Here is a 25,963-nt window from a genome sequence, read left to right as displayed (position 1 = left end):
TGGCGGATTATATCCGCATTATCCCCTCTTATTGGGGATCTGGGATCTCTTTTTCGATGATCAGTCTGAAATGGGTCTGTTATCGGAACAATGATCATTGCTGGCTTGCTATTTCATGCTGATCTTCAAGCTGTTGCAAATTGATCTGACACTGCCCGTAATTTCAACGTGTTTTATCACGCTTCCGATGAAATTGGTTTGATATTTGGCCTGTTAGCTAGATTTACATTGTAAAAGAGTGACGCTGTAACATTTTCATTTGGTTCAGTCAGGTGGGTAATTGGGCTGTAGATTAAAATTTATGATGGTGGTGATTGACGGGTTTTTCTGATGATGACCGCTTTTTTAACTAAATGGACTATTTGTTGTTTATGTTCAGCTTTTTATTGTTGATGGTAAGTTTTGTTGTACAATAGAGCCAATGATATTTGATGGTGATAAAGTGATAATGAACAGGGAACAAACAATTCAAAACTTGCTCAATATTGCAGAGCAAACAAAACAGGTTCAGGCTGACCGTATCGAGATTGTGCTAGAAGAACGTCGTGAAGAACATTTTCCTCCGATGTCGAAAGCGCTAATGGAAACGCGATCTGGACTAACGCGTCGTAAACTCGATGATGCGATTTCGCGAATGGAAGCGACAGGTCATCAATTTACAAAAAATAATGCTAACCACTACTCTATTACGCTAGATGAAGCGCATAAGTTAATGGATGCAGCTAAGAAACCGGCATTCTTTGAGCGCGAAGGTGCTGGTCGCAAGCCTTGGGTTGTGAATGTACAGAACCAAAAAGGTGGAACTGGCAAGTCGATGACTGCAGTGCATCTGGCTGCATGTTTAGCACTTGATTTAGATAAGCGCTACCGCATCTGTTTAATTGATTTAGATCCACAAGGTTCATTACGTTTATTCCTTAACCCACAGATCAGTGTTGGCCAGCAAGAAACCATTTATTCTGCTGTAGATGTGATGTTAAACAATGTGCCTGAAGGTCAAGAAATGGATAAAGATTTCTTGATGGATAATGTGGTAATGCCAACCCAATATCCTAACCTGAAGACTATTGCCGCTTTCCCTGAAGACGCTATGTTCAATGCGGATGCATGGCAAGATTTGGCTGTTAATCAAGATTTAGATATTGTTCGTTTGTTGAAAGAGCGGGTAATTGACCCGATCGCCGACGAATTTGACATGATCATGATAGATACTGGTCCACACATTGATCCATTGGTTTGGAATGCGATGTATGCGTCAAATGCACTGATCATCCCTTGTGCCGCCAAACGATTAGACTGGGCATCAACCGTGAACTTTTTCCAGCACTTGCCAACTGTTTATGAAATGTTCCCTGAAGAGTGGCATGGTCTCGAGTTCATTCGTTTGATGCCAACCATGTTTGAAGATGACAATAAGAAGCAAGTCTCGGTGCTGACTGAAATGAATTACTTACTGCGCGAGCAGGTTATGATGGCAACAGTACCGCGTAGCCGTGCTTTCGAGACCTGTGCAGATACTTACAGTACTGTTTTTGATCTTACAGCGGCTGAATTCGAAGGTGGCAAGAAAACATTGTCTACTGCCCAAGATGCAATTCAACGCGTCGGCTTGGAGCTTGAACGCGTGATGCACAGCCACTGGGCAAACCTGAATAAGGAGGCATAGTCGAATGGCTATTAAAACAACGGACTTAAATGCCCGTTTATTTGGCAAAGCAGATAAACGTCGTGCAACCAATGTTGTTGAAGCGCAAAAAGCCGCACAAGATAAAGCTGCAGTGATTGAGTTAGCGGTTGCAGGTGAAGATACTGTCGCTTTTGAACTGATCAAAGTGAATGCAGATAAGGTGAGTCAACAGACGCAAGTATTTGCAGAGAACGCTCGTGAACAGGCTTTCTTAAACGAGCATGCACTTGCTGATATTTTGACGACCTTGAAAGATCGTGGTCAACAATATCCGGCTGTTGGTCGTTGGTTAGATGATGGACGCATTGAAGTTTTAGACGGTAGCCGCCGTCGTATGTCATGTATTTTGGCAGAAAAAGACTTCTTAATTTATGTTGCTAAAGGCATAAACAGCGAACACGCTAAATTCTTGTCTGATGTTGCTAATGCTCATAAACCCCTATCCTTGTATGAGCGTGGCAAAGAAATGCAACTTTTGCTTGAACAAGGCAAAGTTGATGATCAAAAAGAATTAGCAAAATACTGCCAATGCAGTGAAGCTTTAGTGAGTGGCGCGTTAAAAGCGGCGAGTTTACCGATGGAGTTGTTGATGGCGTACCCAAGTGTCAGTGAGCTTGGTCGCCCGACAATCGTTAAATTACACCGTCTGTATTACGGCCTTACTCAGCCAGATCAAGAGCAGTTGATCACTCAGCTTTCTGCCAATGAGGCGCCGTTATGGCAAACCATGGAAGTTCAAGGCATCGCGCGTATCACACGTGAGGTAACCATGGTATTGGAAAATATGGGTGAAACTATCAAGCCACGTGTTGTGGTTGAGAAGCCTCAACAGCAAGAACTCATCAAAGGCAAAGTGAGCTTTTTGCGAGATGAAGATAAGCTGCAGCTGAAGATGAAAAAGTTATCGAGTAAGCAAGTTGATGATATTTTGGCTTACATTGGCGATTACCTGAAATAGCCAGCAAGAGTTTTAAAAACCACGCTTTTTAGCGTGGTTTTTTTTGATTTGTAGTTAGCGTGCTATGATCGGCGAGGTCTTTTTCATCGAGTCTTATCATGGCTAAGCGACAACATTATTCTACCGACATTATCTCGCAGCTTCAGTTGCGCCATCATCGTGCTTTGGTTGTGCTGGAAGGCGATCTCGACTGGCAGCGTCGTCAGGTCACGGCATTTACTCGTCATTATTCATCACCTTTGTGGCTGGGCTCGCAACCCGCAATTGATATGCCAGCCGTTACAGCAAAGAAAGCGAAAAGCTGGCTTGGCCGAGAAATTGATTGTTTAATTGTTGATGCCAATTGTACATTTTCCCCTGATGCATTTGGCATGCTCTCTGGTACTGTGGTCGGTGGTGGCGTCGCGATTTTGTTGGTTACCCCTGTTGAGGACCAAACGACAATACCGCCATCAATGCAATGGCTACGTCACCAATTTAAGAATGCTCACTGTATTTACTTGCAACAAGCTCTGCATCTTGGTCTTGATAACACGACGACAGAATCGCAGCTGTTATCTGCTCAGCTGGAATCTCAACTTTCCGATTTGAGTGCCGTGACGTATAGCCAGCGACAAGCGGTTAGCGAAGCAGAAGAACAAATTAAGGGCCAACTAGACCCCGAATCGGATCTGGATAATAACCCCTGGGGCTGTGTAACAGTCGATCAAACACGGGCTGTCGAAGCGATTCGTAAGGTTGTACTAGGGCACCGAAAACGCCCCTTGGTACTGACTGCAGATCGTGGTCGAGGTAAATCGTCTGCTTTAGGTTTAGCTGCAGCCAGCTTAATGCGCGAGCGTGAGATCAACATTGTGGTAACTGCGCCAAGTTTTGCCACAGTCGAAACCTTATTTAAACATGCCAGGCAGCAGCTTGAACTTAGCCGCGAGCAGGTCACTCAAGTGTCCGAGTCTGAGTGGCAGTGGCAAAACAGCTCGCTTCGATTTGTTGCACCAGATCGTCTGATTGAACAACAAATTGGTTGTGACTTATTGATTGTAGATGAAGCGGCAGCAATCCCATCACCATTATTATTGGATCTGCTTACGCGCTATAACCGCATCGCTTTTGCAAGTACGGTACACGGTTACGAAGGAACTGGGCGTGGTTTCGCGATTAAGTTTCGCCACTTTCTTGATAAGTTAATGCCACAATGGCGCGCGCTTCATATTCACCAAGCGATACGCTGGGCGGATCATGATCCCCTTGAGAGTTGGGTTTTTAATAGCTTGTTGTTGAATGCCGAGATGGCGTCTTTGTCATCGGCTGCAGAGGGAGCTTTAGAGCGTAGTGATGGCACCAATCTGGCATCTGCTGTCAGTCACCACCTTTTGAGTAAAAGTGAATTACTTGCCGATCCCATTCGTTTGACCCAAATATTTGGTTTGTTGGTAAATGCGCATTATCAAACATCCCCTGCTGATTTTTTTCAAATGCTGGATGATAACGAATTAAACGTTTGGATTTCTTGCCTAGATAAGCAGGTCGTTGGTTGCTGCTTAGTTTCTGTTGAAGGGCGTTTTTCTACTGAACTTGCCGAACAAGTCAGTTTAGGGTTACGTCGTCCTAAAGGGCATTTATTGCCGCAGTCGGTAGCTGCTCATATAGGCTTACCTTGTGCAGCTACCCAGCGAGCTGGTCGTATTCAGCGTATTGCGGTTCACCCTCAGTTATGGCGTAAACAGATAGGCCAACAATTATTGATGGCGATCACTTGCTGGGCTCGCCAGCAAGGCTTCGATTACCTGGGGACCAGCTTCGGTGTTGCTGATGAGTTAGTCGCTTTCTGGCAGTATGCTGGTTTTGATTTTATTCGCCTTGGTATCACTAAAGACGCAGCCAGTGGTTGCTACTCTGCGCTGGCTGTTAAAGCATTATCTCAGCATTCTCTGCAGTGGTTAGAACAAGCGCAAGTTTTGTTTCGCGTTAATTTTAACGCCCAATGCCAGGAACAATTTTCTGATTTGGATGCGAAGACAGTACAAACACTTTATCGTCTTATTGCAAAGAACTGTCAGGCTCAAACTCTTGCTGTTGAGCCGCTTATTTTAAAACAGTTAGCAACCTATACCCAAGGTGGGTTGGGGTACGATATGGCAGTAGGTAGTATTGAGTGGCTAGTAAAACAGTGGCTGGATCTAGGGTTTGTTGTTAGCCATAGCAATGAGGGAGGGGGCTTTAACGAAACGCTGCTTATTAATAAAATAATCCAAAAACATACATGGCCTAGGTTGATTGCAACGCATCACTTAGTCGGTCGTAAGCAAGCAGAATTAGCGCTACGTCATCATGTATTGTTGTTACTCAATGCATTTCATTCATCAGATAAAACATAAAGAAGGAACTCATGAAATTATCGGTTGATACACATACTCATACTATTTCGAGTGGTCACGCATACAGCACGGTATTAGAAAATGCTCAAGCAGCCGCACAGCGCGGCCTATCTATTATGTGTGTAACAGATCATGCTCCGACTATGCCGGGTGCTCCGCATTTTTGGCATTTTGCTAATCAACGTGTACTGCCTCGTTTCTTACATGGTGTGGCGGTGATACGTGGTGTAGAAACCAACATCTTAAATACCGATGGTGATATCGATATGGATGAACGTATTCTCGGTATGTTGGATTGGGTGATTGGTAGTTTTCATGAGCCAATATTTACACCTGCCGATAAACAGCAACATACTCGAGCGTTGATCAAAGCGATTGAGTCCGGTCGTATCGATGCGGTTGGTCATCCTGGTAACCCTAATTTTGATTTCGATTTTGAAGCTGTGATACGTGCGGCTGCAAAGAATAATGTGGTATTGGAAATTAATAACTCTTCGCTTTGTGGTTCTCGGGTAGGAAGCGATGTGCGATGCGAAGATATCGCTGCCTGCATTAAAGAGTTGGGAGGGCGAATTACAACGGGATCGGATGCTCATTTTGCCTATGATGTTGGTAACTTTGATCATGTCAAAAAATTGCTGCGCAAAGTTAATTTCCCAACTGAACAAGTTGTCACACATGCGCCATCGACATTTTTACGTTTCTTACAAGAACGCGGTCGTCAGCCAATTGAAGCATTCTCAATTTTCCAATAATCTTTGATATTTACAGTGTAAATGCTTGAGTGAATTTACACTGTAAATACCCCGTTCAATCCTTCCTCGCTATTCAAATTATTCTCTTCAGTATCTTTAGTCTAAAGTTAATACCATGCTTGGTAAGTTAGTGGTCAGGTGTTGTAACCAACAAGAACGATCCGTTACTTAGTTAGATTGGAAAGACAATATTCAAAAATATAGCGCTATGAAAGCCAATACAGCTCCAGTGCATCAGCTGTTGATGTGTAGCAGCGTAAGGAGAAGCAGGATGAGCTTCATCAGAATATCGAATAAAGTGTTAACAGCCCTCGCTGTACCTTCTTATCGCCAATTCAACGGAGAAATGATGACGCTTGAACCTGCGGGGTTTGTTGCGCGTTTAATAAAAGAAACCCCGACAGCCGATGAACTAGAAAAATTAGGGCTCAGAGTGAGGGTGACCAAGATTGGTAAGGCTTGTCTGACGATAGAGTCGGTAGTCCCTGTTGACCTAAGTGTGGAATATCAACTTTCATTATTTAAGCTAGGTTATATCGATGGTATGGTGACGGACTTTCTTCAGAACCAGTCTGGCTTATACAGCTACCTATTTAAGACAAATAAAATCTTAGATGAAAGGCAATTACGTCATTTCTATTGAAGGTTGCATACCGCCCTGAGTTATCAAGTATGTGATTTAACCTAACAAAAAAAAGCCCCTCAAAGTGAGGGGCAATAAATAGGACAAAGTGACGACCGTAATCGGGGGAATGTCATCACTTTACTCAGAAGTTAGCCCTAGATTAGTTACCTTATCTATTGCGAATAGCATGCCACTTTCCCAAGGTAATCGATTTTTATTTTTATGCTTTATAGATCAATTACTTAGCGCGCTAATTTACTCGTTGGCTGAAAATGGCATTTTCTGAAATGGGTAGATCTGCACCCATAATGGTGATTCCGTGTGGGGAAATATACCCGAAATGCCATTGCAACAATATGTTTGGTGTCGTACTTGGTTGTGACTGAGCTTGGTGCTTATTTCATGAGATCTAGCCGACGTTCTTTAAGGATATCGCTATTAACCTGATACCAAATAAGTAAAATGAAATATGAATGGCAATCAGCGATAAATGATTGTTTTTACGGGTAGAGCAAAAGGAGTTCTCTATGTCCCAATCGCTCCTGAAGTTGAGCGCAGATAATAATGCTATTTCTATTCATGCCCACCCACTGCTTGAAGTGACAAAACTTGTCGAGCGCTCAGACATATATCAAGAACTCTCCTCGCAACAAGGAAATGATCTTTTCCTGTTTGAAAGCGCAATAGACTCTGCGATTGCGATTCTAAATGCGGATAAACACTTAACCGCACAATCAATTGTTATTGCTGAACGTAGAGACGCTGCACTTATTGTTAAAACGGCCAAGAACAACATGTCCGCCTCTATTACTGTTATTGGTGCCTATGGTGGCCAAGGTATTGATGGTGCGGCATTAGTTACGGCACTTAAACAAAACAATATTGTTAAAGGAGTACGTAAAAACCTGCTTCAAACCCTGATCAGTAAATCACATCTGCTCCATCCTGGCGAAAAAATTACAATGCAAGTGGCGTTAGGGCGATTACCGCAACATGGTGAAGATAGTCGTTTTGAACCGCTGGTCGATGATATTAGTTTACGGGTACTTAAGCCCCGAGAATTAGATCATGACAAAGTTGATATGCGAGATTTAGGCGAACTTTGTAGTGTCGGGCAAGGTCAATCGGTTATGCGTCGTATACGGCCAACAGCTGGAGTTGATGGTTATAGTGTGCTGGGTGAGGTATTGCCAGCGAAAGCCGGTGAAGATAAGCCTTTTTCGCTCTACGATGGCGTTGCGGTTAGCGATTACGATGATGATATTCTTGTTGCGACCCAAGCGGGGTTCCCAATCATTAAAAAAAATGGCGTCCAAGTTGATGATGCACTGGTAGTTAAAGATGTGAGGGCAACAACAGGGCACGTGAATTTTGATGGTAGTGTGGTGATTAAAGGCGATGTAAAGCCTGGTATGAAGGTTTCTGTTTCTGGTTCTTTAACGGTACTTGGTTTTGTCGAACTTGCGGAGTTAGAAGCGGGGGCGGATATTACGGTCGCCAAGGGCATTCTTGGTAAGCAATCAGCTAATGATTCTGAGTTTGCTTGTACAATAAGATCGGGAGGAAAGATAACCAGTAAATTTGCCCAGTACACCTTATTGGATGCGAAAGACGATATTAGCTTAAGCCACCATGCTCTACATTGCCATATTACGACCCGTGGTAAGTTGTCTGTGATTGATGAGACTAAGCGTCATGGTACATTAAGTGGCGGTTATGCCTCGGTAGGTTATAGTGTCCATGCGTTGAGTATTGGCGCATTGGCAGGAACAACAACATCTATATGTGCCTTTACTAATTATGCACATTTGCGTAAGCAGATCAGCGAAACGTACCATTTGCTGGAGCAAGAAAAAGAGCATTTAGCAAAGATGCGTGAGGCGCAGATAAAGCTGATTAAAATCCCTACCCATAAACGCCCACCAGAACTTGTGTCAAAAATAATTGAAAATCACCGTTTTCACAGTGCGAATTTATTAAAGCATCAAGCGAATTATTTAAGGTTGAAAGAAGAATACCTTGAAGTCTTGTCGCAGGTGACAATTACTGCCATTAAGCGAATTAATGCAGGGGTACATTGCCAGCTTGAAAAATATAGCTTACCTGTTTCTCAAGAGCACGGGCCAACGGTTATCCGCATTCGTGAACAAGGTGTCGAATTAGAACCTTTATGAGTTTACAGTGTAAATAGTCTTTATATTTCGTACCGCTTTCGTTGCTCTTGATGGATTTACACTGTAAATAAACCTTATCCTCTTGCCGTTTTAACGCCTTCTTTTCTTCATTTTACACTGTAAATGTCATTTCAATTATATCGACTTTGCCAAGCTATGGGTTCGCGTTACTTGTCGTTCAATAATGAATCCTTGAAAACCACTGACAAATAGTTCCGATAAGCGCTCAAGTTGGGTTTCTGTTTCTACTCGTGTTGCAATAGTTTCGATACCCAAGCTGTGGGCTGTTCGTGAAATTGACGTCAGCACGGCCGCTTGTGTTGGGTTGTTGAGTTGCAGCGTAAAGGCAAAGTCGATCTTTACATAAGCCGGTTTAAAATCATTCAGGTATTCAAGTGATTTGAAGTGTCGACCAAAGTTGTCGATACCAAATCGAACGTCGAAGCGGTTGAGTAATTGACACAGTAGCTGCGTCATGTCGGTTTCTTCGATAAAGCACCCTTCTTGAATTTCAAAGAATAAGCGCTTACAGAGAAGAGGGTGGTAGGGAAGAAGCTCATGTAACCAGCGATGAAATGCGGGATCTTGTACGCTGCTGCGGGTTAAGTTGATGGCGAGCGCTGGAAACTGTCTATCTGCTTGTAATTGCTTTATGCACGCCGTGATGACATGTTTATCAAATAAGGTCCCTTGACCGAGTTCATCTAATGCTCCGACAAATTGGTTGGCAGAGAAATTGTCATCATTACGCTGAATGGTACTAAATACCTCTTGGTGGTAAACCGCATTGTTTTGCATTAACACGGGTTGGTAATGAAAATGGATTTGCTGATTACGTATGGCAGAAAGCACCAGCTCCTTCCAATACTGTTTCCCTTTATTGTTGATACTGTTTTTGCCTTCTGATTGGGCGATTGGCTTTGCTGGCGACAGCGCTGCTGCGATGACTGCATTGTCTAATTGTGCCAATAACTGACTGGCAGATGCGTTGTTTTCTGTGATAGTTAAACCAATAGTGAACCCTAACGGTGTATCAAATGCCTTGGTCAAAGGGGTTAGCATATCGAGGAGTCGTTCTGCTAAGGCCTGTAATTTGTCTTGCTGTATTTGCGGCAACAAGATCGCGAATTCAGTTTTAGATATTCGACCTAGCGTGCAGTTACTGTGCGTGATTGTCTGGTTTAATACGAGGGCTATCTCTCGTATAAGGTGATCACCTTGTTGATAGTTTTTATGGCGATAACTGTGGTTGATTATTTTTGCTTGGATCAGTATCAAGCCACCTTGCTCTGCTTTAGTGAGCCACGCGTCTAACTGATTTAAGAAGTATTCTCTGTTTCCCAGTTGTGATATCGGATCGCGATAGGCTTTTTCTCGTAAGTGAGCAGCCTCTTTTGCTTGAACTCGGAAGTGGTTTTCTAGCTGATGAGCAAGCGAGCTGTAGCTTTTATAGAGTTGGTTGAGATCGTGATAACGGGCTCGAGGTGGTAAATTTGTTTGGTAGTTCTGTTCTAATTGCTTTGAGTATGTAATAAGGCGCTGGAAAGGTGCAAAAGCCAGACGCAGTATTAAAAAAATGACGACGCTAAAGCTACCAAAGATAACGCTAGCTTCAATGAGAAGTTGTTTCGTATATCCCCATAATTGATCAGATAGCCATTTTTCATTGTTGGCTATCGTGACAATTACTGTGTCATTAACAAAGTTGATAGTGTGTGTTTGTGAGTAACGGTTATTACCGACGGTAGCGATAAACCAAGCGGGGGCCACTGATGTTGTTTGCGGGGTTGATATGGTTAATGATTGCTGCTGAGTCTGTGTGGGGGAAATAACGATAGTTTGGTAATCGTTAGGGTGCAATAGCATGGTTAAAGCTGTGGACAGCGCAACAAGGCTGCTATCGTACTGCTGGCGAGGGAGCTGTGAAAAGTCCTGCGACAGCGCATGTTTGATATGCTGTTGTTGGGCATGCTTTGTCCCACTTTGTAAGGCGATAAAACGTGTTACTGACATTAGCACAATTAAAGTTAATCCTGTGATTATGGTAATGCGAAATAAATTCTTAAATAATGTCATAGCACGCGCCTGACCGAGAAGTTGGGAAAAAGAGAGACGTAAACAAAAATCTATCAGAGCCAAGGCGTTAAGCAGATAACAGCTTGGCTCTGATAGATTTTTTTGCGAGGTGAGTAGGGATGGGATCTGAAAACGCCACCGTGTTTACACCATTTAACAGGCGATAGTCACGGTGGCGAAATAAAGTAAAATTTAAGTTTTTTGCAAGGCAGTAGCCTTAATGCACTGTTTTAAAGTCATCTTTATCGATATTGTGTTTTTTCATTTTGTCATACAGTGTTTTACGCGCCAGTCCCAACTCTTCTTGTGCTTCTTTTAAACGACCGTTATGGCGTTTGAGTGCATCGCATAGCAACGTAAATTCAAATTGATTTACACGTTCGCTAAGACTTAATAAGGTTTGATCGGAATTTATATTTTCGCCGTCATTGAAGCCAGAGGCATCTCCCATCAGTACCAATCTTTCGGCTAAGTTACGTAGCTCTCGGACGTTACCCGGCCAATTATGGTCAAGCAATTTTTGTTGTTGTTCTAGCGTAATAGCTGTCGGCTCTATGCTATAGCGGGTAGACGCTGAGCGAACAAAATTTTGAAATAACATCGGGATGTCGTCTTTACGTTCACGCAGTGGCGGGATGTCAACTGAAACCACATTTAACCGATAGTATAAGTCGTCTCTAAATTCGCCTTTATCGCTCTTTATTTTTAAGTCTTCTTTGGTCGCAGCAATGATACGGACATCTAGATCCACACATTTATTTGTCCCGAGAGGCTCAACTTTTCGCTCTTCAAGCACACGTAGCATTTTTATTTGTAGTGCCATCGGCATGGACTCAATCTCGTCAAGAAACAGTGTACCGCCGTTGGCATGTGCAATTTTCCCCACGCGTTTTTTTTGTGCGCCCGTGAAAGCCCCAGATTCAAAGCCAAAAAGCTCACTTTCGATCATGGTTTCAGGAATAGCCCCACAATTGATTGCGACAAAAGGTTTGTCACAACGAATGCTGTGGTCATGAAGAAAGCGCGCCACAAGCTCTTTCCCTGTGCCTGTTTCACCGTGGATCATGACATCGGCTGGCGTGTCTTTTATGTGGGTTAATATACGGCGTAGTTGCTTTATTTTTGGATTGTTCCCGAGAATTCGAGGGCCAGGACCACTTTGCGCTTCTAACTCGCGGCGTAATTCTCTGTTTTCTAAAATTAGCTCGCGCTTGTCGCCAGCCCGTTTGACTACATCGAGGAGATTGTCGGTCGAAAAGGGTTTTTCAAGAAAATCGTAAGCGCCAAGACGCATGGCTTCCACGGCCATTGAGATGTCACCATGGCCCGTTAGCAAAATAATCGACAGCTCGGGATCGATGGCTAAAGCACGTTTTAAAAAAGTAATACCGTCAATTTCAGGCATATTAATGTCAGAGATAATCACGCCGTCGAAATGATTATCTAACGCGGCAAGGACAGGCTTGGCACTGGCGAATAAACTAACATCGTAGTCTTCTATTTCTAGCGTTTGACCTAAAGCATCACGGATTGATTTTTCATCATCAATAAAAATGACTTTTTTACTCATAGTCCATCCTCGGTACTACGTGGCAATGTGATAATAAATTCACACCCTCCGCCACTGTGATCTTTGACTGTTAATGTGCCAGAAAAAGCATCGATAATTCGTCGTGAAATGGTTAATCCCAACCCTAAACCATCGGGTTTGGACGTATAAAAAGGGTTAAAAATTTTATACTTCTGCTCGTCATCTAACCCGGGGCCGTTATCCCAAATATGAATGGCAACAACATCTTCTTGTGGCGTGAAATACACCCCTATTTGTGGCGGATGCGCATGCTCTAACGCTTGTATTGCATTATGAAGTAAGTTAATGAGCACTTGCTCAAATTGCACTGCGTCTATGTTAACGACGAGATGAGGGGGTAACTCTTCCACCCGCAATATTACGCCATGTTTGATTAATTTATTACGCAGTAAACTGGTTGCCGAGCGAATAGAATCGGCAACAGCGGTACGAGTATTATTCTCGGTGGTTTTGCGTGCAAAAACTTTGAAGCGGGCAATAATGTCAGCGATCATTTGGTTGAGATTGATGATTTCTTCAATATTACCCGCGACAGCTTCGTAGCGCTCCTTAGCTAGGAGTTTACGAGAGTTTTCAGCGTAGGTGCGCATTGCCGCGAGAGGTTGATTGATCTCATGATTAATACTGGCAGACAGTTCACCCAGCATGGCGAGTTTCGCTGCCTGCACCAGTTCACTGTGGGCTTGCTTTAATTCAGCTTGCGACAGCTCATACTGGTGAATGGTGTCTCGCAATTCTTGGTTGGTTTCCATTAAATTACGGGTACGTTCGATAACCAGTTGTTCGAGTTTATCGTTGAGCAGGGCCAGTTGCTTTTGGGCAAAACTGGTTTGCAGCCAAGACACGATGGCTAAGCAGAGCATTAGGTAAAAGACACTAAAGATAAATACGGCTTGGAATAGGTACTGATAAGCAGCATTGATCGGAGAAAAGCCATATATAGACCAACCAACTTTATTCATTTCGCGGTGAGTCGTCAGCATTTCAACCGCAATGTTGGTGTTTGGCGTTTGGATTTCCGTAATCTCTTGTTGCTGGAAATCTTTAATTAGTGAGTACTCACTAAGATTTTTGATGTCGGTATTGCCGTATTGACGTGATGCGATGACCTGTTGGCGAACTTGCTCTGGTAAGGCTATCAAGGAGTGGTAGAGCCAAGCCTCTTCAGAACTATAAAAAACAATGCCGTGCTGATCGGCAATGGCGTAGTCCACTTGGTCATAGTCCCAAATGTCTTCAATGACCGAAAGATCAACTTTCAGTGCGAGTACACCGATAATTTCATTTTGCCTGTATACCGGAGCTGAGAAGTAATAGCCACGTTTATCTGAACTTGCGCCGAGCGCAAAGTATTGGCCTATGTTACCTGCTAATGCGTGCGTGAAATAAGGGCGATAACCATAGTTTTGGCCGACAAAACTGGTGTCAGATTGCCAGTTGCTGGCTGCCAGTGTATTACCTTGACGGTTGATCAAATATAGAGTGTCGGCGCGAAGGGTATCTGCCCAAGATTCTAACAATAAACTTGTTTGTTGGTATTGATGATTAATAGCACTCGCACTTTTCTCATCGGTGACTAATGCATCGAGTAGCCGAGGATCGCTAGCCAGCACTTTAGGCAGTTGGCTATAGCGTGATAATTGTGCATCTAATTTGTCACCGAGCTGGTTAACGTCGTTGATAATTTTTTCAGAGAGGTGCTGCTTAACTTGTTGGTAGGTAATGGCACTGACAAGGCTGCACAGCAAGACGCCTATCAGGGTTAAGGCAACAAGGGTATTTTTTCTGTTCACGGTGAACATTCCTGCAAGATCGTATACGGAAATGATACCAAGCAGACCGTGAATACCACGCTAGTGGTGCATAAGGTGTGACTGCACTTGCAAAGTTTTCTATGCACAGCGTCGCTAATAGATGGATTTTTTGTTCGACTAGGATTAATTGATCATTTGCAGTGGGAATTATCGTATTATAACCACCAGTTAGTGTGATTGAAGTGATCACCCGATATCCCGTTAATCAGTGGAGATAACAATGGACTTGTCTGATATTCGTCGAGAATACACCCGAGGAGGGTTACGCCGTAACGATTTACCTACGTCACCGGTATCTTTATTTCGTAAGTGGCTTGATCAGGCGATTGAGGCAAAGCTGACGGATCCTACGGCAATGACAGTGGCTACGGTAGATAAAGAGGGTCAACCTTTCCAGCGTATCGTTTTGCTGAAGCACTTTGATGAAGATGGGTTTGTGTTCTATACCAACCTTGGTAGCCGCAAGGCACTGCATTTAGCGGATAATGCCAAAATTAGCTTACATTTCCCTTGGCATGGCATTGAGCGTCAAGTACATGTAACTGGTGTTGCAGAAAAACTGTCAGCATTCGAGGTTATTAAATATTTCTCTTCTCGGCCAAAAGAAAGTCAAATAGCGGCATGGGCCAGCAAGCAAAGTAGCCGTTTAACAGCAAGGCAGGCGCTAGAAGGCAAATATATGGAATTGAAGCAGAAGTTTTCTCAAGGGGAAGTACCTGTCCCAACTTTCTGGGGGGGCTACCGAGTAAAGCTGACTTCTGTTGAATTCTGGCAGGGGGGCGAGCATCGTCTACATGATCGTTTTTTATTTTCATTAAGCGATGATGATAATTCGTCATGGCATGTTGAGCGTTTAGCACCTTAAATTAAAAGAGCGCCTATTTGGCGCTTTTATTATTCAACATGTTTATATGCAAATATAGGCTGTGGTTATATTTGAATAATTAAAATGGATAGATCGAAAGATATAATAATTTATTGTTGCGTATAAATTCCAACAAGAAACACATTATAAAATGAATGGTTTTTACTCTTTTAAAATAACGGAGAGTTGCCTATTGAGCATACTTTCTGGAATATGTGATCCAAAACCATTATCGAGAGCTAAATCAATGAGTTCATTTTTTGAGTTAGCATTAAACTTCTCTCGAAGCCTTAATACATAATTTTCAACAGTTTTTACTGAAACATTGAGCACTCGAGAAATATATTGAGGTTTTTTACCATAAAGTAGTAAAAATAATACCTCGGACTCTCGAGTATTTAAAGTAATGTGGTGATGGCTCAAGTCTAGGCTAAACGAAGCCTGCCTTTCCTTACTAAGGCCTGCCGCTCGGCAAATCCAATGGCCGACTTCTAAAATTGCCGTATCTTTTAATTCGATACCTGAAAAGATCGTACCGATGGTATTTTGGTCGTCATCTTTCCACGGTGTTTTGGTAAATAAGTGAGCGCGCCAGTTACCATCTGAATAAGGGTGAATATCAAGGATTTTTAATCTTTTTCCTGATTCCATAACTTGCTGATCTTGAATAATAAAAGATTCAGCACATTCAGCGGTTGGGCTTGGCATATCAAAGTCGGTTCGGCCAATACAATCTAAGTGATGGTCTACGCCAATAATATTGCCATATTCTTGATTCGCAAATACAAATCTTGAGTCATTATCTTTACAGCCCCAACACCCAGGAAGCTGACTGAACATATTAAGTAAGGATGGATTTAATTTATCTGTCACGCGGTATGCCTAGATCGGGCTAATAGTCATGGATCAACTGTGAGTTTAATCACTTTCGTAAATGTTACAAGGCTAGCGTGACGGATTTTTAGACAAAAGTGTAAATAAATAAAAAAAAGCCGGCCATAAAGGCCGGCAAAGACAAGAGTTTGACTCCTAAGAGCACAATCCTGTACGACGTGTAGAAGAGGTATCCAATGAAGTTCATATTGATCAGTATGAGGGTTTATACTGATATGTTCTCTATTGGAGAGCATCCAAAAAGAATGCTGTAAGTAGTAACGCATATCCACGTTGCTGCCTACAAGATGAAATATAACGAACCGTACGCAGTACAGGTAGGGGGGAATTCACCTATTGACATTTATAATTTCTTGTGGGTGCGATGTGTTGTGTGAGCTGGATCGAGAAAGTGATGGTAAGTTGTGGTTTTTATAACCGATTAGCATTGTAGAGCCGAAATAAAAAAAACGCCTTTATTATAGATAAAGGCGTCTAGTTATGAATAAATCTTAAATCGATTATAAATTAACTTACTCGAAGAGGAAAAAATAACCGTAGGCTGCAAGGATCGCGGGCAGTGTCGAATAGAGTGTCGCTATCAGTGCTGCTTTTGGCGCGAGGGCGATGGCAGGAAAGAGGGCATCACCATCGTTACTAATTGCATTGCCTATTTGTGCAGACATGGGGATAGCACCAGACAGGTATAGGCTTGTGACGATGATTTGTGGCCCACAACCAGGTAATAAGCCGATCACCACCCCCATTAACGGGATCAGTAATGCCCAGTTAGAGAAAAGCGCTTGTAGATCGACACCTGTCCAAAAAATGGTGAGTTCAAATATTAAAAACGCACCTATTACCCAGCTTGTCACAAAGTTTGTATCTTGAGCGATGCGTTGGTACATGTGGCTAGATGCCAATTTAGGATCTTCTGAAACGGCGGACTCATAGTCAGTGATATCACGCGATAGTGCCCAGAGTAATAAAGCCATAATGACGGCAACGGTACCTATGATATCAATAGTACCTGTGCTCAGTTTGAAGGTTTGGTCGATATCAATTTGAAGCGATCCCATAATCGCGATCACAATCGCTGGAGCAAGTACCCACTTCCAAAACTGTCCTTGAAGTTTTAACACCGTTGGCGACGTGATTGTTTCTTGCTGCTCGGAAACCGAGGCCTGATTAGAGCGCTCTTTAGGGCGCATGAAGTCATCACCATGAATTGCATCAACAACCCAACCAGAGATAAGACCCACAGTACAGCCAATAGCCATCATTAATAGCCCAGTACTTGGTTGCGCAGCGAGTAATAAAAACGCGGCATCACCCATAGTCGCTGTTAAAACCGCAACAACGGCACCGAAGCTAAGCTGGCCTCGCACATATTGGGTAATTACGACTATCGCACCGCCACAACCGGGTAGTGCCCCCATCAGTGCAGCAAAGACAACTTGATACCGTGAATGGCTATTTAATAATGATTTTAGCCGACTTTGCTGGTTCATTTTATTAGCAATAATGTGGTAAATCGTCAGCGTTGCAGCAACATAGGCCGCGACTTGCCAAAAAGCATCAGATAGAACCGTGACGGTGATCTCGCGTGTTGATGGGACGGCTAATAGTGCAAATAAGATCACTGGCAAGATCAAACGTTTGTTTACTATTCGCCACTGCTGTGTTTGAAACTGATTATGTAATGCTTTTTGTAACGCTGCCATTGAATAGACTCCACTGTACCAGTTGTGACATTAACGTCATTAAGTCTATTAAACTGCAAATGAGAATCGTTATCAATTGGTTTTTATCGCTATTTTGTCCACATATTAAGTAATGTGATCCCAAGGCTGCAGCTAAATGTGGAGGCTATCGTTGTTAAGGCGATGATATTTGCAGCAAGCTTGGCATTTGCTCCCATAGAATGTGCCATAACATAGCTAGCTGCTGCGGTGGGTGCGGCAGACATTAAAAAGATAATACCGAGTTCGATCTGTCTAAAGCCAATTAAATAGCCTGCAATAGTGAGGGCGGCAGGGGCGACGATGAGTCGGCCGACGCTTGCTACGTTCGCACTGGTTGATTCTTGCTTGAGCTGTCTGAAATCCAAACTGGCACCTGTGCACAATAGAGCGAGAGGTAAAGTCATATCGGCAAAGTAGCGCCCCGATTGCAGCAAAATAGCAGGGAGTTCAATGTGAAGATAAGAAATAGGTACGGCCGCGAAAATACTAATGATCAATGGATTACGAACAATAGAACGCAACAACTGGTGAATATTTAATGGGGTGTTGGTTTCAGAATGGCGGGTGAGCGTGATAACGGCCAAAATATTATACAGTACCGTAATGGCTGCGACATATAACGAACCTATCACTAAGCCCGCTTCACCGTATGCATTGGCAGCGTAGGCAAGGCCAATGATGCCGGTATTGGCGCGAAATGATCCCTGAACCACGACCCCGATATCGGATCGTTTCTTGATCATCGTTCCGCAGAAAAGTTCAAATAGTCCAAACAGGATCAAATTACCGATCAGTGCAAACGCGATAAGTTGGAAGTGATCGGCTTGCTGTAAGTCAGCTTTTACCACACTAAGAAACAATAAAGCAGGAAGGGTTACATTGAAGACAAGCCGAGAACCACCTTCGGTAAACTTGTCATCGATTAAGCCTCTCGATTTTAGAACGACGCCAAGTGCGAGCATAATAAAAATCGGGCCGGTTACGGAAATAGAAAAAAATAGCTGATCGATAAATGCGGACATGGTCACTCCTTGCGCCTTCTCGGTTGTTTTACCACAGAATGTCAGGGCAAATGTATGACTTATTAATAAAAGAGTGATGTAGTATTACCGCCTCGTGATCTTACGAAGATCACTGATTGGAGGTTTGTGGCTTAGTAAGCACAATTAACGGCGATGTAATTCGGGCGTGATCACGCTGTAGCCCTTTAAAATCAACAGAACGATGATCAAGAGTGACTAGTTAACGGTGGGTGTAGATTCAACTGGAACTATGATCAAGTGAGATCTTGGAGTTGATCTACGACGACCTTGGAAAGATGATCACGTGTAGGTAGATGCATTTTCCAACTAGAATATGTTTACAGTGTGGCGTTATTGAAACTAAGGAACGATGATCAAGGACGATATTTACTTAACCTGATGATATTAAAAGTAATTATTGGTGTTTGTACTGTTTTAGGTTTGTGGAACGATAAATAGCAGTAAAAGCTCAGCCAGTAAATCCCTTTGCTTATCAGGCTTTAGTCGGCCAAAGTATAAGTTGAAATAACACTCACCGTAACATTGGCTTCTCTTGATCATTGTTCCATTATTCATAGAGAGTTAAGCATCTGCTTTTTCGCTTTTGCTCTATTATGTAGTAGTCTTTGCCCCCTCAATGAAGCCAATTAGATGAATGACCTGAATATTATGGCTGAAAAATACAAACCCTCTGAAATTGTCATGCTGCCAGAGCAAATGGCACATCACAATCATGGCTATAACCAAGTGGTGATTGGATTATCTGGCCAAACTGAATTTGATATCGAAGGCTACGGTAATTTGGTTGGTCCAGGTCAGGGTTGCTTGGTGAGTGCAGATTCAGAGCATGCTTTTTCTGGTTTAGGCAAAAATGAAATCTTAGTGTTGAATGTTCCAGAAGTGTTGGCGCAACATGAATACGCAACAGAGAGAGTAGAGCGGCTCTTTACGCAATCAAGTTATTTCCATCTTGATACACAAGTGCAGACCTTAATAAAAGCGCTGACAGCGGAAATGATGGCAAGCCCTGATGATTTACTACTAAGTAGAGCCTGTACCGATACTTTAATGTGCGTGTTACAACGTCACTTTAAACCCTTGGCATCAGACCGCCATATACCACGTTTGAACATGGATATTGTCGATCAATACATTCTTCAGCATATCACGCGTAAAATATCGGTTATGCAGTTGGCTGGATTAGTGTATTTGGGGGAAAGCCAATTCCATTTACTCTTCAAGACTCAAACGGGCATGACGCCTCATCATTATGTTTTGCAAAAAAGGCTCGATCTCGCTAAGCAGCTACTCAATGAATCAAGCCTGAGTTTAGCGCAGGTAGCTCAGTCGTGCGGGTTTGGTAGTCAGAGTAGTTTTACCCAAGCTTTTTCTCGTTGTTATGGCATGCCACCAGCTAAATACCGAAAGGCATTTTAGGCAATACGTCATTCGACGATTTTCCCTCCTCTTGATTCATGCCTTTACGGTATACCTTCGTTTTCTATTATTCATTTTGATACTTCGAGTCACCTTAGTTGCCAAGGATTGGCTCAACTCGGTCTGTTTTTTATTTTGTACGCCGTGCAAATAAGCGCTTTGATAGTCAAATATTAAAAAATGACATAAAAAGCTGCTGTTCTGTGTCTGATTTTGTTAAAAAACGGACTTTTTCTAAAAAATATCGGAGAATATAGCAAGACTAAGTGAGTGGCTGAAAATATGATCCCTCAATAGTAACACTGGTGTAACATTTATTGTGGTTGCATCAAGAACCATTATTGAGGGAATGATTATGTTTAATGCGGCAGATGCACTTCAGCCATCTTTTATTGATAAGCCGTTATCAGAGCTGTGGCAATTAATTTCTCCATTATATTCTGTGGATGAATCGCAGTGGTTAGCCCAATTACTTCCTATGGCTGAGCCATCTGAGCAAGAACGTAAACAGACTACAGATAGTGCTACTGAGCTGATTGAACGAGTACGCGCAGACAAAACTGCGGTACAAATGATTGATGCTTTGCTACTTGAATACAGCCTAGATACGAAAGAAGGCATATTATTAATGTGCTTGGCTGAGGCGTTAATGCGTATTCCTGATGCTGCAACGGCAGATGCACTTATTCGTGACAAACTCAGTGTGGCGGATTGGAAGTCTCACCTGAAAAATTCAGAATCCTTGTTTGTGAATGCCTCCACATGGGGGCTAATGCTAACAGGGAAGGTGGTCACTATGGATGCGAAGGCTGATGGTCAGCCAAGCCATGTGATCAACCGTTTGGTCAATAAAATGTCTGAGCCTGTGATCCGTCAAGCCATGAATCAGGCAATGAAGATCATGGGACACCAATTTGTTTTGGGCCGCAGCATTGCAGAAGCGATGAAGAACGGTAAAGACAAACGTGATCTGGGCTTTACATACTCGTTTGATATGTTGGGTGAGGCGGCGCTCACTCAACAAGATGCCCAGAAATATTTCAAAGATTACATCATGGCGATCGAGGCGGTGGGTCGAGACAGCTATCGCAATTCGAAATCTCCCGATCCTACAGTATCGATTAAATTGTCGGCGCTGCACCCACGCTACGATGTCGCGAATGAAGCACGCGTACTCACCGAGATGTATCAATCGGTTCTTTCGTTATTAGCCCGTGCACGAGAGCTGAATGTCGGGATCACGATTGATGCCGAAGAAGCCGATCGCCTAGAGCTATCATTGAAACTGTTTGAAAAGCTGTACCGTTCTGACGAAGTAAAAGGTTGGGGACGTTTTGGTTTGGTTGTGCAGTCTTATTCTAAGCGCGCACTTCCTGTCCTTGCTTGGTTAGCCGCGCTAAGTAAGCAGCAAGGTGACGTGATCCCGTTGCGCTTAGTGAAAGGGGCGTATTGGGATAGCGAACTGAAGATGTCACAACAAAGTGGCTATTCTGCTTACCCTGTCTTCACACGTAAAGAGGGGACGGATACCTCGTACTTAGCCTGTGCACGTTTGTTGCTTGCGCCCCACCTTCGTGGCCTGATTTACCCGCAGTTTGCCAGTCATAATGCCCATACTGTCTCTGCCATAGTTGCCATGGCAGCACATAAAGATTTTGAATTTCAACGTCTGCACGGCATGGGGGATGCACTTTATAACCATGCGATGGACATGTACCAAACCAATGTTCGTATTTATGCCCCTGTAGGGAGTCATAAAGATCTGCTGCCGTATTTAGTGCGTCGTTTACTTGAAAACGGGGCTAACAGTTCTTTTGTCCACCGTCTTGTTGATGCTGATTGCCCGATTGAGACCTTGATCGAACACCCTGTCGATATTCTTCAATCACGCCCTAGTTTACACAATGGTTTGATTGCGTTACCGCCTGCTATTTTTGGTGAGTCTCGTCAAAACTCAGCAGGGATCAATATCGATATTGAATCGGAATGGACCCCTTTTAAAGCGTCGATTGATGCGTTTGCTGATACCCAATGGCAAGCGGGCCCACTTGTTAACGGTGAGCGTGTCGTTGATGAGCACCTCGCTGGTGAGGTACAAGCGATCACTGCACCTTACGATCGCCGTGAATCGGTGGGTGAAGTACGTTTTGCATCGCACGATTTGGTGATTGAGGCAATTGATGCTGCGTCAAATGCCTACCCTGCATGGTCACAAACACCTGTCGCAGAGCGTGCCGCTTGTTTAGAGCGTTTAGCTGATTTACTAGAAGCTAACACGGGTGAGCTGGTTGCACTGTGTCACCGTGAAGCGGGTAAGACGATTCAAGATGGTATTGATGAAATTCGTGAAGCAGTTGATTTCTGTCGCTTTTATGCCCATCAAGCGGCCACTGAATTTGCGCAACCTCATGTTATCGAAGCCTATGATGGATCAACGAAACAGCTGACTTACCAAGGCCGTGGTGTGTTTGCTTGTATCAGCCCATGGAATTTCCCTCTGGCGATTTTCTTAGGCCAAGTGTCTGCGGCATTAGTGGCGGGTAATACTGTGGTGGCAAAACCTGCTGAGCAAACTTCGATCATTGCATTTAGAGCTATCGAAATGCTGCTTGAAGCAGGGATTCCTAGCGGAGTGATTCACTTACTACCGGGTACAGGCGCCGAAGTGGGTACGGCATTAACGTCGGATATTCGTATCGCAGGTGTGGCTTTTACAGGCTCGACAGAAACAGCACAACGCATTAACCGTACCTTGGTGGCACGCGAGTGTGATCCTGTTCCGTTTGTAGCTGAAACTGGCGGACAAAATGCCATGATTGTTGATAGTACGGCATTGCCAGAGCAAGTGGTGCGAGATGTGGTTCGCTCAGCGTTTGCCTCTGCGGGTCAGCGTTGTTCAGCTCTGCGGGTGCTGTTTGTTCAACAAGATATCGCCGATCGCATTGTTGGCTTGATCAAAGGGGCAATGGCGGAATTGTCGGTCGGTCGCCCTGAATTGCACAGCACCGATGTTGGCCCTGTGATTGACCAAACCGCGCGTGACAAGCTTGTTACCCATATCCAATCATTGAAAAACCGCGCGACATTAATTGCTCAAGCAGAGTTACCTGATGCTTGCCAGTACGGGGATTTCGTGGCTCCAACGGCCTTCGAAATCAGCAATATTGATGTATTAGAAAACGAAAACTTTGGCCCTATTTTGCACGTGGTGCGATTTGAAGCAAGCAAGCTTGACCAAGTCATTGATCAAATTAACCACACTGGGTTTGGCTTAACACTGGGTGTACACAGCCGTAATGAGCGCACGTACAGCTACATAGAGCAACGTATGCGCGTGGGTAACTGTTATATCAACCGTGATCAGGTTGGTGCTGTTGTTGGGGTACAACCGTTTGGTGGGCAAGGCCTATCAGGCACAGGCCCGAAAGCGGGGGGACCACACTACTTGTACCGTTTCACCCAAGATGTTTACGCCGTGTAATACGCGCTAAGCCAATAACAGATCAAGGATATAGAGATGAAAAATCAAATTCAGACGTTGGTGAATAATAGTTTAGCGGCGTGGGAAAACTGGAATGCGCTGGGGTATGAACAGCGCACCCGTATTCTGACGGCATGGGCCAGTAACTTAGATCTCAATTGCCAAAAGATGGTTGCCTTTCAATGCTTAAATGCACAAGAACATGTTGGCGAAACCTTGCTGATGCCTGGTCCTACAGGCGAAACCAATGAATTGTACAGTGCTGGTCGCGGCACTTTCGTGGTTACCGCCGACGATGAAGCCACAGATGTAGCAATCATCGGCCAACTCACAGCGGCATTAGTCAATGGTAACAGTGTCATTTTATGCCTACCCATTACTGCGAGCGTGCAAGCTGGCAACGTCATTAACCAACTGACACTCGCAGGCTGCCCGCTCAATATCGTGCAATCTGCCGATCATGAGCAGCTAACGGCACTGGTGGCGAATACCGAGGTGGCAGGTATCGCGTTTGCGGGACAGCCAAGTACGGCTCAGTACTTGGCACGTCAATTAGCGGAACGTAATGGTTTATTGGCGCAGTTGATTGCTGAAACAGATTGTACGCAGTTGCCTGTAATTGGTAGCCCAACGTATTCCATGCGTTTTATTACCGAACGCACTCGTACCATAAACATCACTGCTGTCGGCGGGAACGCCACTTTGCTGGAGCTCGGCAGCGGGGAAGAACACTAACAACCACTTTCACGTGTTCTGCTTTTTGTGAACCGTTATGACGTCATGGCCGCATAACACCAATCAATAGCAGCATACGTGGGTTGCAAGACGCCTATTGATGAACTGCATCAAAGGCTATAACCAAAGTCCCAGCTATGACTGGGACTATCAGTGAGGGAACTCTAGAATGATAGAAAACAGCTTTGCGATAACAGGTACGTTTATTACTTACCTCATCGCTATGATGGCCATTGGCTATATTGCCTATAAGCGCACATCGAACTCAGCCGATTACTTTTTAGGTGGACGTACACTCGGGCCGTGGCCTGCGGCGTTATCTGCCGGGGCGTCAGACATGAGTGGTTGGTTGCTATTGGGCTTACCCGGTTACGCATATGCAGCGGGTATTGAGTCATTTTGGCTTGCTGGCGGTTTGTTATTAGGCACTTGGCTTAACTGGTTAATTTGTGCAAAACGGTTACGTACGTACAGTATTACGACCGACAATGCACTAACGCTACCTGAGTTTTTAGCGCGCCGCTTTGATGATAAATCGAAATTAATCCAAACCATTTCAGCCTTCTTCATTTTGCTCTTCTTCCTTTTCTACACCAGTTCAGGTTTGGTTGCAGGCGGTAAACTTTTTGAAACTGTGTTTGGTCTTGATTACACCATTGCCGTTATTGTCGGTACTGTTTGTGTGGTGTCTTACACCTTATTCGGTGGTTTCTTAGCGGTATCGTGGACAGACTTGGTACAAGGACTATTAATGTCGGCCGCTCTGTTAATCGTGCCGATTGCAGCAATGAGTGGCGGTGTCGGTGATTTAACAGCAGCATTAGAGCTGAAAAACCCAGAACTGATGACATTGTTTAATGATGTCAAAGGTGAGCCATTATCCGCGATTGCGATCATTTCACTGGCCGCGTGGGGGCTAGGTTACTTTGGCCAGCCGCACATCCTTGCTCGTTTTAAAGCAACCCGTTCAAATGCTGATATTGCAACGGCGCGTCGTATTGCCGTGGTGTGGACTGCCTTGTCTATGATCGGCGCCATTTTAGTGGGCTTGGTCGGTATCTTATACGTCGATAACCAACTGGCGGGTGATTTGGCGGATGGCGAGAAAATCTTCATGCTGTTGGTTAACTCTATGTTCCACCCTGTTGTTGCGGGTATTTTACTTGCGGCTATCTTGGCGGCGATCATGAGTACAGCGGATTCACAGCTACTGGTATCGTCATCAGCGTTGGCTGAAGATTTCTACAAGCAAGTGTTCCGTCCACAAGCGTCTCAAGATGAAATCGTGACTGTTGGCCGCGCTGCCGTGATTATCCTATCGATTGTGGCATTGGTACTTGCAATGAACCCTGATAGCTCAGTACTTGGCCTTGTGTCTTATGCATGGGCTGGTTTTGGTGCTGCGTTTGGTCCTGCACTGCTGTTGAGCCTTTACTGGAAAGGCATGAACCGTAATGGTGCTCTTGCGGGTATTGTGGTCGGTGCGATGACGGTGGTGATTTGGAAGCAACTGAATGGCGGTATTTTCGATCTGTACGAAATCGTTCCTGGATTTATTCTGGCAACAATTTCGATTATTGCGGTGAGTTCACTAACGGGTAATGCTTCAAGCGACGTTGAAGCGCAGTTTGATCAATACGAAAAGAACTTGGTTGAGTTTGATTAGAGCCTGATAGTTAATTAACTCACTGATCGTTTTTGCTGGTTACAACCACTGATAACCGCATTATAGATATTGCAGAGAGAT

Annotated in this window: 17 protein-coding genes; 11 read left to right on the top strand and 6 right to left on the bottom strand. The window is 44.0% G+C overall.

The window, feature by feature from the left end:
• Positions 1-448 precede the first annotated feature (448 nt).
• From L4C35_RS18955 to L4C35_RS18930, 6 genes are all read left to right on the top strand, one after another.
• On the top strand, positions 449-1,666 hold the full coding sequence (locus tag L4C35_RS18955) for an AAA family ATPase (RefSeq protein ID WP_428464364.1): 1,218 nt from the start codon (positions 449-451) through the stop codon (positions 1,664-1,666).
• A 4-nt stretch (positions 1,667-1,670) separates the two neighbouring features.
• Complete coding sequence (locus L4C35_RS18950; RefSeq protein WP_428464363.1) at positions 1,671-2,645, top strand: ParB/RepB/Spo0J family partition protein; 975 nt, start codon at positions 1,671-1,673, stop codon at positions 2,643-2,645.
• A 98-nt stretch (positions 2,646-2,743) separates the two neighbouring features.
• Positions 2,744-5,023, top strand: a complete 2,280-nt coding sequence (locus L4C35_RS18945; protein ID WP_428464362.1) for a tRNA(Met) cytidine acetyltransferase TmcA — start codon at positions 2,744-2,746, stop codon at positions 5,021-5,023.
• Positions 5,024-5,034: 11 nt separating this feature from the next.
• On the top strand, positions 5,035-5,778 hold the full coding sequence (locus L4C35_RS18940; RefSeq protein WP_428464361.1) for a phosphatase: 744 nt from the start codon (positions 5,035-5,037) through the stop codon (positions 5,776-5,778).
• 271 nt (positions 5,779-6,049) lie between these two features.
• Complete coding sequence (locus L4C35_RS18935) at positions 6,050-6,421, top strand: hypothetical protein (protein ID WP_428464360.1); 372 nt, start codon at positions 6,050-6,052, stop codon at positions 6,419-6,421.
• A 509-nt stretch (positions 6,422-6,930) separates the two neighbouring features.
• On the top strand, positions 6,931-8,577 hold the full coding sequence (locus L4C35_RS18930; RefSeq protein WP_428464359.1) for a flagellar assembly protein A: 1,647 nt from the start codon (positions 6,931-6,933) through the stop codon (positions 8,575-8,577).
• Between the two features lie 135 nt (positions 8,578-8,712).
• Here the strand turns inward: L4C35_RS18930 and L4C35_RS18925 are convergent, their stop codons facing one another.
• The 3 genes from L4C35_RS18925 to L4C35_RS18915 form a co-directional block, all read right to left on the bottom strand.
• The gene (locus tag L4C35_RS18925) at positions 8,713-10,653 is read right to left on the bottom strand and encodes an EAL domain-containing protein (RefSeq protein WP_428464358.1); all 1,941 of its coding nucleotides are present in this window, start codon (positions 10,651-10,653) and stop codon (positions 8,713-8,715) included.
• 217 nt (positions 10,654-10,870) lie between these two features.
• Positions 10,871-12,223 (bottom strand): sigma-54-dependent transcriptional regulator, encoded by a 1,353-nt coding sequence (locus tag L4C35_RS18920; RefSeq protein ID WP_428464357.1) that lies wholly within the window; start codon positions 12,221-12,223, stop codon positions 10,871-10,873.
• Positions 12,220-14,037 (bottom strand): sensor histidine kinase, encoded by a 1,818-nt coding sequence (locus L4C35_RS18915; RefSeq protein ID WP_428464356.1) that lies wholly within the window; start codon positions 14,035-14,037, stop codon positions 12,220-12,222. The genes L4C35_RS18920 and L4C35_RS18915 overlap by 4 nt, the downstream gene beginning before the upstream one ends.
• A gap of 241 nt (positions 14,038-14,278) precedes the next feature.
• On the opposite strand from L4C35_RS18915, the gene pdxH reads away from it, so the two are divergent.
• The gene (gene pdxH / locus L4C35_RS18910; protein ID WP_428464355.1) at positions 14,279-14,923 is read left to right on the top strand and encodes a pyridoxamine 5'-phosphate oxidase; all 645 of its coding nucleotides are present in this window, start codon (positions 14,279-14,281) and stop codon (positions 14,921-14,923) included.
• A 162-nt stretch (positions 14,924-15,085) separates the two neighbouring features.
• Here the strand turns inward: pdxH and L4C35_RS18905 are convergent, their stop codons facing one another.
• The 3 genes from L4C35_RS18905 to L4C35_RS18895 all read right to left on the bottom strand — a co-directional run bounded on the left by L4C35_RS18905 (position 15,086) and on the right by L4C35_RS18895 (position 18,563).
• Complete coding sequence (locus L4C35_RS18905) at positions 15,086-15,763, bottom strand: helix-turn-helix transcriptional regulator (protein WP_428464387.1); 678 nt, start codon at positions 15,761-15,763, stop codon at positions 15,086-15,088.
• 566 nt (positions 15,764-16,329) lie between these two features.
• Positions 16,330-17,520: a putative manganese transporter gene (locus L4C35_RS18900; RefSeq protein WP_428464354.1), complete on the bottom strand. Its 1,191-nt coding sequence runs from the start codon at positions 17,518-17,520 to the stop codon at positions 16,330-16,332.
• An 89-nt stretch (positions 17,521-17,609) separates the two neighbouring features.
• On the bottom strand, positions 17,610-18,563 hold the full coding sequence (locus tag L4C35_RS18895) for an AEC family transporter (protein ID WP_428464353.1): 954 nt from the start codon (positions 18,561-18,563) through the stop codon (positions 17,610-17,612).
• Between the two features lie 669 nt (positions 18,564-19,232).
• Here L4C35_RS18895 and L4C35_RS18890 point away from each other — a divergent pair.
• The 4 genes from L4C35_RS18890 to putP all read left to right on the top strand — a co-directional run bounded on the left by L4C35_RS18890 (position 19,233) and on the right by putP (position 25,882).
• Positions 19,233-20,000 carry a helix-turn-helix domain-containing protein gene (locus L4C35_RS18890; protein WP_428464386.1) on the top strand — a complete coding sequence of 256 codons (768 nt, stop codon included), beginning with the start codon at positions 19,233-19,235 and terminating at the stop codon, positions 19,998-20,000.
• A 355-nt stretch (positions 20,001-20,355) separates the two neighbouring features.
• A complete protein-coding gene (gene putA / locus L4C35_RS18885) occupies positions 20,356-23,481 on the top strand; it encodes a bifunctional proline dehydrogenase/L-glutamate gamma-semialdehyde dehydrogenase PutA (RefSeq protein WP_428464352.1) in 3,126 nt (1,041 codons plus the stop codon).
• A gap of 36 nt (positions 23,482-23,517) precedes the next feature.
• Positions 23,518-24,216 (top strand): aldehyde dehydrogenase family protein, encoded by a 699-nt coding sequence (locus L4C35_RS18880; RefSeq protein ID WP_428464351.1) that lies wholly within the window; start codon positions 23,518-23,520, stop codon positions 24,214-24,216.
• A gap of 169 nt (positions 24,217-24,385) precedes the next feature.
• The gene (gene putP, locus L4C35_RS18875; protein ID WP_428464350.1) at positions 24,386-25,882 is read left to right on the top strand and encodes a sodium/proline symporter PutP; all 1,497 of its coding nucleotides are present in this window, start codon (positions 24,386-24,388) and stop codon (positions 25,880-25,882) included.
• Positions 25,883-25,963 lie beyond the last annotated feature (81 nt).

The sequence above is a fragment of the Photobacterium kagoshimensis genome, from assembly GCF_050337045.1.
Taxonomy (GTDB): Bacteria; Pseudomonadota; Gammaproteobacteria; order Enterobacterales; family Vibrionaceae; genus Photobacterium; species Photobacterium kagoshimensis.
The sequence above is the reverse complement of the archived record's forward strand: the minus strand, read 5'-3'. Positions and strand labels throughout refer to the sequence as shown.